Below are 5205 nucleotides of genomic sequence, written 5' to 3'. Positions count from 1 at the left end.
CGCAGCAATTGCCGCCGTAACTTTGCGCACTCGCAGGCGCTGCGCTTAGAGCATAAGCCCCAAATCCAAGCGCGGCTGCAATGGCAATGCGACTGGATGTTCTTGTCAGTCCCCCAAACATCTCCATAGTCCTTCCCCCGTTTTGTGGTTGTTTCTCTCGACACGTCCATCTCAGAAACGAGTCGCGGAAAACTCTCTGCTCTTATACGTCCTCGGGGCGCGAGGATAAATCGCGAAACCTCTGAACCGTGCCGATTTTGACTCTCTTGTGACATTTTGGTCTCGGTCTAACCAAAGCCTGCCAAACCGTACCGCGCGCGCTATCAAACGCTTAGGAAAGTCTTAACCCTAATAGACCGAGAAATATGGTCTTGAGCCGCTAACGGCGCGAGACGCACGGGGGGAAAGCATGAAATTCAAGGCATCAGGTGGGGACTTGGCGCAGGCTGGACAGGCCCGACAGGCCGTTTCGGCATCGGTTGAGTCGACTCTGGCGCAAATCTGCGGCAGTGCCGCGGACCGTGTTGCCCAAGCCCGCAAGGCTTTGCACAGCGACTCGCCGGATCCGGGCCAGGCCCTGGACCATCTCGACGCGGCGATCGCCTGCCTCAAGAGCCTCTCGGGCCGGGGCAAAGCGGCAGGTACCGAGACCGGAAATACCGTTCTCGCCTTCCCGCACGGCAGGACGCGACAGTCGGCCTAATTCTCTGCGCGCCAGAATGCTGGCTCGGCCTGAGACAGCCGCCCGCCGAGGCGAACGGGTCCAATGGCACGGGCGAGCCCCGTTTGATCGTCGACGTCGATGGCAACGCCGCAGACTGTGGCGTCCCCCTTTGACGGCGCAAAACGCCGCGAGGGGATCTTGCTCACAAACCGGCTGACCGGCTCGTCCTTGTCCATGCCCAGCACCGAGTCGAAATCCCCGCACATCCCTGCGTCGCTCAGATAGGCCGTCCCGCCGGTCAAAATCTGATGGTCGGCGGTCGGGACATGGGTGTGCGTGCCCACAACGGCCGTCGCACGCCCGTCGACAAAGTGGCCCAGCGCCTCCTTCTCCGACGTGGCCTCCGCGTGGAAATCGATGAAAATCGCATCGACGCCCGTCTTCAGCGGGCACGCCACGAGCGACTCGTCGATGGCGCGAAAAGGGTCGTCCAGGTCGCCCATGAACACGCGGCCCATGGCGTTGACGACCAAGACATCCGCGCCGTTGGCCGCCTTGAAGAGCCCCGCGCCCTTGCCCGGCGTGCCGGCCGGAAAGTTGAGCGGGCGCAGGAGACGATCGTAGCGTTCGATAAAGACGAGCGCCTCGCGCTGGTCCCAGACGTGATTGCCAGTGGTGACGACATCGGCGCCTGCATCCAGGAGCTCGTTGAGAATGGCCTCCGAAATCCCGAACCCGCCGGCGGCGTTCTCGCCATTGACGATGACGAAGTCCGCCGCATAGCGCTCCCGCAATTTGGGCAAGGCCTCAAGCACGGCCAGGCGCCCGGCGCGGCCGACCACGTCGCCTAGGAAGAGAAGCCGCATGAAGATGGGTGGTTTGAAGAGGGGTTGAGCATGCGGGGATCAATAAAGAATTGTGCCCCTGCCCGCCACCCCGCGCGCGGAAAATCCGGTCTTTTAGAGGCCATGCAGTCTTATCGCGTGGCCTTCAGCGGTGCGGCGGTGCCGGCGGTGCGGGCTTTGGCGGTGCGGGGGTTGGAAGGGCCGCGGTGGCCGTCGGAGCGCAGATCCCGGGTATCCCTACTTGCGTAGGTGGGCGCCGAGTGACAAAGACCACGATCTCCGTCAGGGTCAGCTCCCATAGGATCTTATAGGGCCCTGGAATCAATGCTCCTAACGCACCCCGCAGCCCGCCTTCTCTTCTATTATAGGGAGCCGGACGGCATGGGAATAGGGGCGAGGGAAATGATCTTTGCGCCTGCCTGCTCTGCTACCGGCCGTCGCCGGCGCGTTGACCCAACCGTGCGTTAAGCCCTTCGAGCCGGCCCGCCGCTTCGCCGATCTTGGCGAAGAGCTGCGTCTCGACCGATCGCGCATTTTGGTCGGATTCCAATTTTTCGCGGCGCGCGTCGGCCAGCTGCGCGCGCAGGTTCTCGACATCGGCCCGCAACGCCCAGAGCTCGTCGGTTACGACCAGCGAGGCCATGAGGATCAGGCGATCGTCACCAACTTGGCCGAAATTCCGCCGCATCTCGTCCACATGTGCCCCAATATACTCGGCCAGCTCCGTCAGATGTGCTTCTTCGCCCTCATTGCATTCCAGCCGGTACGTGCGGCTGTTTAGCGTGACAACGACTTGACCCATTTAATGCTCTCAGCCTCCTGCCAGCCCCTTGAGGACTTACCCCTGCATTGCCGGGGCCATGTCTTTCAACGCTCCCATAACGGCCTCAAGCCGGTCCGACACTTCCACATTCGCCGACTTGAGACGCCTGACACGGATGCGCTCAGCCTCGAGATCGGCCAAGAGCTGGTCGCGTTCCTCGGTCAAAAATTTGACCTGGTTTTGCAGCGCGGATAGTTCTTCGGGATCGGCCTTCGCGCCGTCCTCGGCCAAAACGCGGCCAAGGTGCCCCATAAGCGCATCCATCGCCGCGTCGAAGCGGGCAAGGGAGTCTGTCGGGTCCAAGTTCATTACGGTTTGTGGCATCACGTTCGCCCTCCCGACAGGCGTCCTCGAATCTCGCTAAAGCTAACCGCCTCAAGAGCCATGTTCCACATATGGATCAGTCGGCTGGCGAGACATGTGGTGACGCCATGTTCAAACGGAAACGGCGCGCCGACAACCCTCTTCTCACGTCACCCTGTGCAAAGTTTGACAGCCCCGCGACGCCTATGATTTGAGACAAGCCCCAGCGACCCCGCCCTCCTCAACCCCTGCCACCCCCGGCCCGCTCACCGAAAATGTCCAAATTCAAGCCCCGTTGCCGCCTGTATCTACAGGTAGCGACACCCTTCACCGCCCGGCTGGAATCGCAGCTTTCCCAGGCGCTTTCGGATGTTTCGCCCGCTTGCGTCCTGATCTGCGGCGCGGACGACCAACTCAAACCCGCAGCCCTCGACGGCCTGATCGACCTGGTGCAAGGGGCTGGCGCCGCCTGCCTGATCGAGAGCGCGATCGAGGCGTCCGCCGATCTTGGCGCGGACGGCATCCATATTGCCGCCGATCAAATTCTTTATGCAGAGGCTCGAAAGGCCCTTGGTGAGAGTGCCAATATCGGGGTTGGCTGCGGACTTGACCGGCACGAGGCCATGGCGCTGGCCGAATCAGGGGCGGACTATGTTGCCTTCGGCGCCCCCGGAAGCGGCGACTTCGAGGCGCTGTCAGACACGATCGCCTGGTGGTCGGAGATTTTCGTGGTCCCAAGCGTCGCCTGGGACATCACTGATATCGGCGCCGCGGAGCGCCTGACGGAACTCGGCGTCGACTTCATCGCGCCGCCCCGCACGATCTGGGACAGCGACGCCGCGCTCGACAGTCTACGTGACATGGATCGCGCGATCGGCAGCATTCGGAGGAACGCATGAGACATTTCCGCGCCAGTATTGTTGCTCTGGCGCTTATCGCCACAGCGCCTCCGAGCGCGGCTCATGCCGCCGAAAGCAAGGCCTATGCGGCCTTCGCGGCCGGGAAGTATCTCACTGCGCTCGATCTTGCGCAGAAAGAGGCCGAAACGGGCTCCAAGGAAGCCTACACGCTGATCGGCGAAATCTATTCGGAGGGACTTGGCGTACCCCAGGACTTTGCCAAGGCCGCGAATGCCTACGCCAAAGGCGCCGATCTGGGCGACACCAACGCGCAGCTCTCGCTCGGCCTCCTGACAGCCAAAGGGCGCGGCATCCGGAAGGATGCGCGCATCGCGGCCAACCTGTTTGAACAAGCCGCCAACGGTGGCAATCCCGCCGCCCAGTACAATCTGGCGCTGATTTATCTGCAAGGGCGCGGCCGGGATGCGGACCAGACCAAAGCGGCCGAGTGGATGACCAAGGCGGCCGAAAGCGGCAACATCCAAGCCCAATACGATCTTGGCGCATTCTACCAGTTCGGCCGCGGGGTGCCGCTTGATGCGAAGAAGGCCGCCGAATGGACTGGCAAGGCCGCCGACGCCGGCCTCTCCGCCGCGCAGGTCGAATACGCCACCATGCTGTTCAAGGGCCGCGGTGTGGAGAAGGACGAGGAGAAGGGCGCGAAGCTCTTTTACCTTGCGGCGGAAAAGGGCAACCCTGTCGCGCAGAACCGTGTCGCGCGTCTCCACGCCAATGGCCTCGTGTTCGAGCTCGACCTCGTCCAAGCCGCCAAATGGCACCTGCTCGCGCGGGAGGCCGGGGTCAGCGACTTTTCGCTCGACATCGTTCTGACCAAGCTCACCCCGGAGCAGCGGGTCGCCGCAGAACGCCTGGTCGACGCCTATGAGGGCGGGCGGATAACCGAGGACGAGGAGTCTGCGACAGCTCTGCCGAACCTGTCGGACGGTCCAGCTGCCGCTCCACAAGCCGCGCCCGCCCTTGACAGCGGCCAGCAGCCAAGTCTTAAAGCCCCAGCAAGTGCAGAGACGACAAGTCCGAAGCTTGCGCCCCCAGCACGCGCGAACGGCACGACGCGGCCAAAATCGTACCCTAAAGGGACCCAATGAAGATCAACGGCAACGAGATCAGGCCTGGCAACGTCATCACGCATAAGAATGGCCTTTGGGTCGCGGTGAAGACGCAGGCCGTGAAACCCGGCAAGGGTCCGGCTTATGCGCAGGTCGAACTGAAGAACCTCATCGACGGCAGCAAGCTCAACGAGCGTTTCCGCTCCTCCGAAACGGTCGAGCGCGTGCGCCTGGAGCAGCAGGATTACCAGTTCCTCTTTGCCGAAGGCGACATGCTGACCTTCATGGACCTGGAGTCGTACGACCAGATCCAGATCCCGCAGGATCTCTTGGAAGACCGCGCCGCCTTTCTGCAGGACGGCATGAAGGTGATGGTGGAAAGCCATGAGGGACGCCCCATCGGCGTTGCCCTGCCCGATCACGTCACGCTTGAAGTCGTCGAGGCCGATCCTGTTGTGAAGGGACAGACCGCTGCCTCCTCCTACAAGCCGGCGAAGCTCGAAAACGGCGTCCGCGTGATGGTGCCGCCCTTTGTCGAGGCAGGCGAGAAGATCGTGGTCGATACGAACGAACTGACTTACGTAAAACGCGGCGAGTAAGCCGC

At 62.6% G+C, this 5205-nt stretch carries 7 protein-coding genes and 1 other RNA gene; 4 read left to right on the top strand and 4 right to left on the bottom strand.

Features of this window, described 5'->3' with window-relative positions:
- Positions 1-409: 409 nt before the first annotated feature.
- On the top strand, positions 410-703 hold the full coding sequence (locus WBQ77_RS11520; protein ID WP_424043460.1) for a hypothetical protein: 294 nt from the start codon (positions 410-412) through the stop codon (positions 701-703).
- Here WBQ77_RS11520 and WBQ77_RS11515 read toward each other — a convergent pair.
- From WBQ77_RS11515 to WBQ77_RS11500, 4 genes are all read right to left on the bottom strand, one after another.
- The gene (locus tag WBQ77_RS11515; RefSeq protein ID WP_424060358.1) at positions 700-1530 is read right to left on the bottom strand and encodes a TIGR00282 family metallophosphoesterase; all 831 of its coding nucleotides are present in this window, start codon (positions 1528-1530) and stop codon (positions 700-702) included. The two genes, WBQ77_RS11520 and WBQ77_RS11515, sit on opposite strands and share 4 nt — an antisense overlap.
- A gap of 173 nt (positions 1531-1703) precedes the next feature.
- Positions 1704-1861, bottom strand: a non-coding RNA gene (gene ssrS, locus WBQ77_RS11510) — 6S RNA.
- A 75-nt stretch (positions 1862-1936) separates the two neighbouring features.
- Positions 1937-2311: a cell division protein ZapA gene (locus WBQ77_RS11505; RefSeq protein ID WP_424043464.1), complete on the bottom strand. Its 375-nt coding sequence runs from the start codon at positions 2309-2311 to the stop codon at positions 1937-1939.
- 36 nt (positions 2312-2347) lie between these two features.
- On the bottom strand, positions 2348-2656 hold the full coding sequence (locus WBQ77_RS11500; protein ID WP_424043466.1) for a DUF4164 family protein: 309 nt from the start codon (positions 2654-2656) through the stop codon (positions 2348-2350).
- 254 nt (positions 2657-2910) lie between these two features.
- On the opposite strand from WBQ77_RS11500, the gene WBQ77_RS11495 reads away from it, so the two are divergent.
- The 3 genes from WBQ77_RS11495 to efp are packed head-to-tail and all read left to right on the top strand — an operon-like array spanning position 2911 to position 5200.
- A complete protein-coding gene (locus WBQ77_RS11495; RefSeq protein ID WP_424060356.1) occupies positions 2911-3534 on the top strand; it encodes a thiamine phosphate synthase in 624 nt (207 codons plus the stop codon).
- On the top strand, positions 3531-4640 hold the full coding sequence (locus tag WBQ77_RS11490) for a tetratricopeptide repeat protein (RefSeq protein WP_424060354.1): 1110 nt from the start codon (positions 3531-3533) through the stop codon (positions 4638-4640). Before WBQ77_RS11495 ends, WBQ77_RS11490 begins: the two co-directional genes overlap by 4 nt.
- A complete protein-coding gene (efp, locus tag WBQ77_RS11485) occupies positions 4637-5200 on the top strand; it encodes an elongation factor P (RefSeq protein WP_424043472.1) in 564 nt (187 codons plus the stop codon). The genes WBQ77_RS11490 and efp overlap by 4 nt, the downstream gene beginning before the upstream one ends.
- Positions 5201-5205: the final 5 nt, after the last annotated feature.

It is taken from the genome of Methyloceanibacter sp., from assembly GCF_049590335.1.
GTDB lineage: Bacteria > Pseudomonadota > Alphaproteobacteria > Rhizobiales > Methyloligellaceae > Methyloceanibacter.
This window is presented reverse-complemented; position numbering and strand designations above follow the sequence as displayed.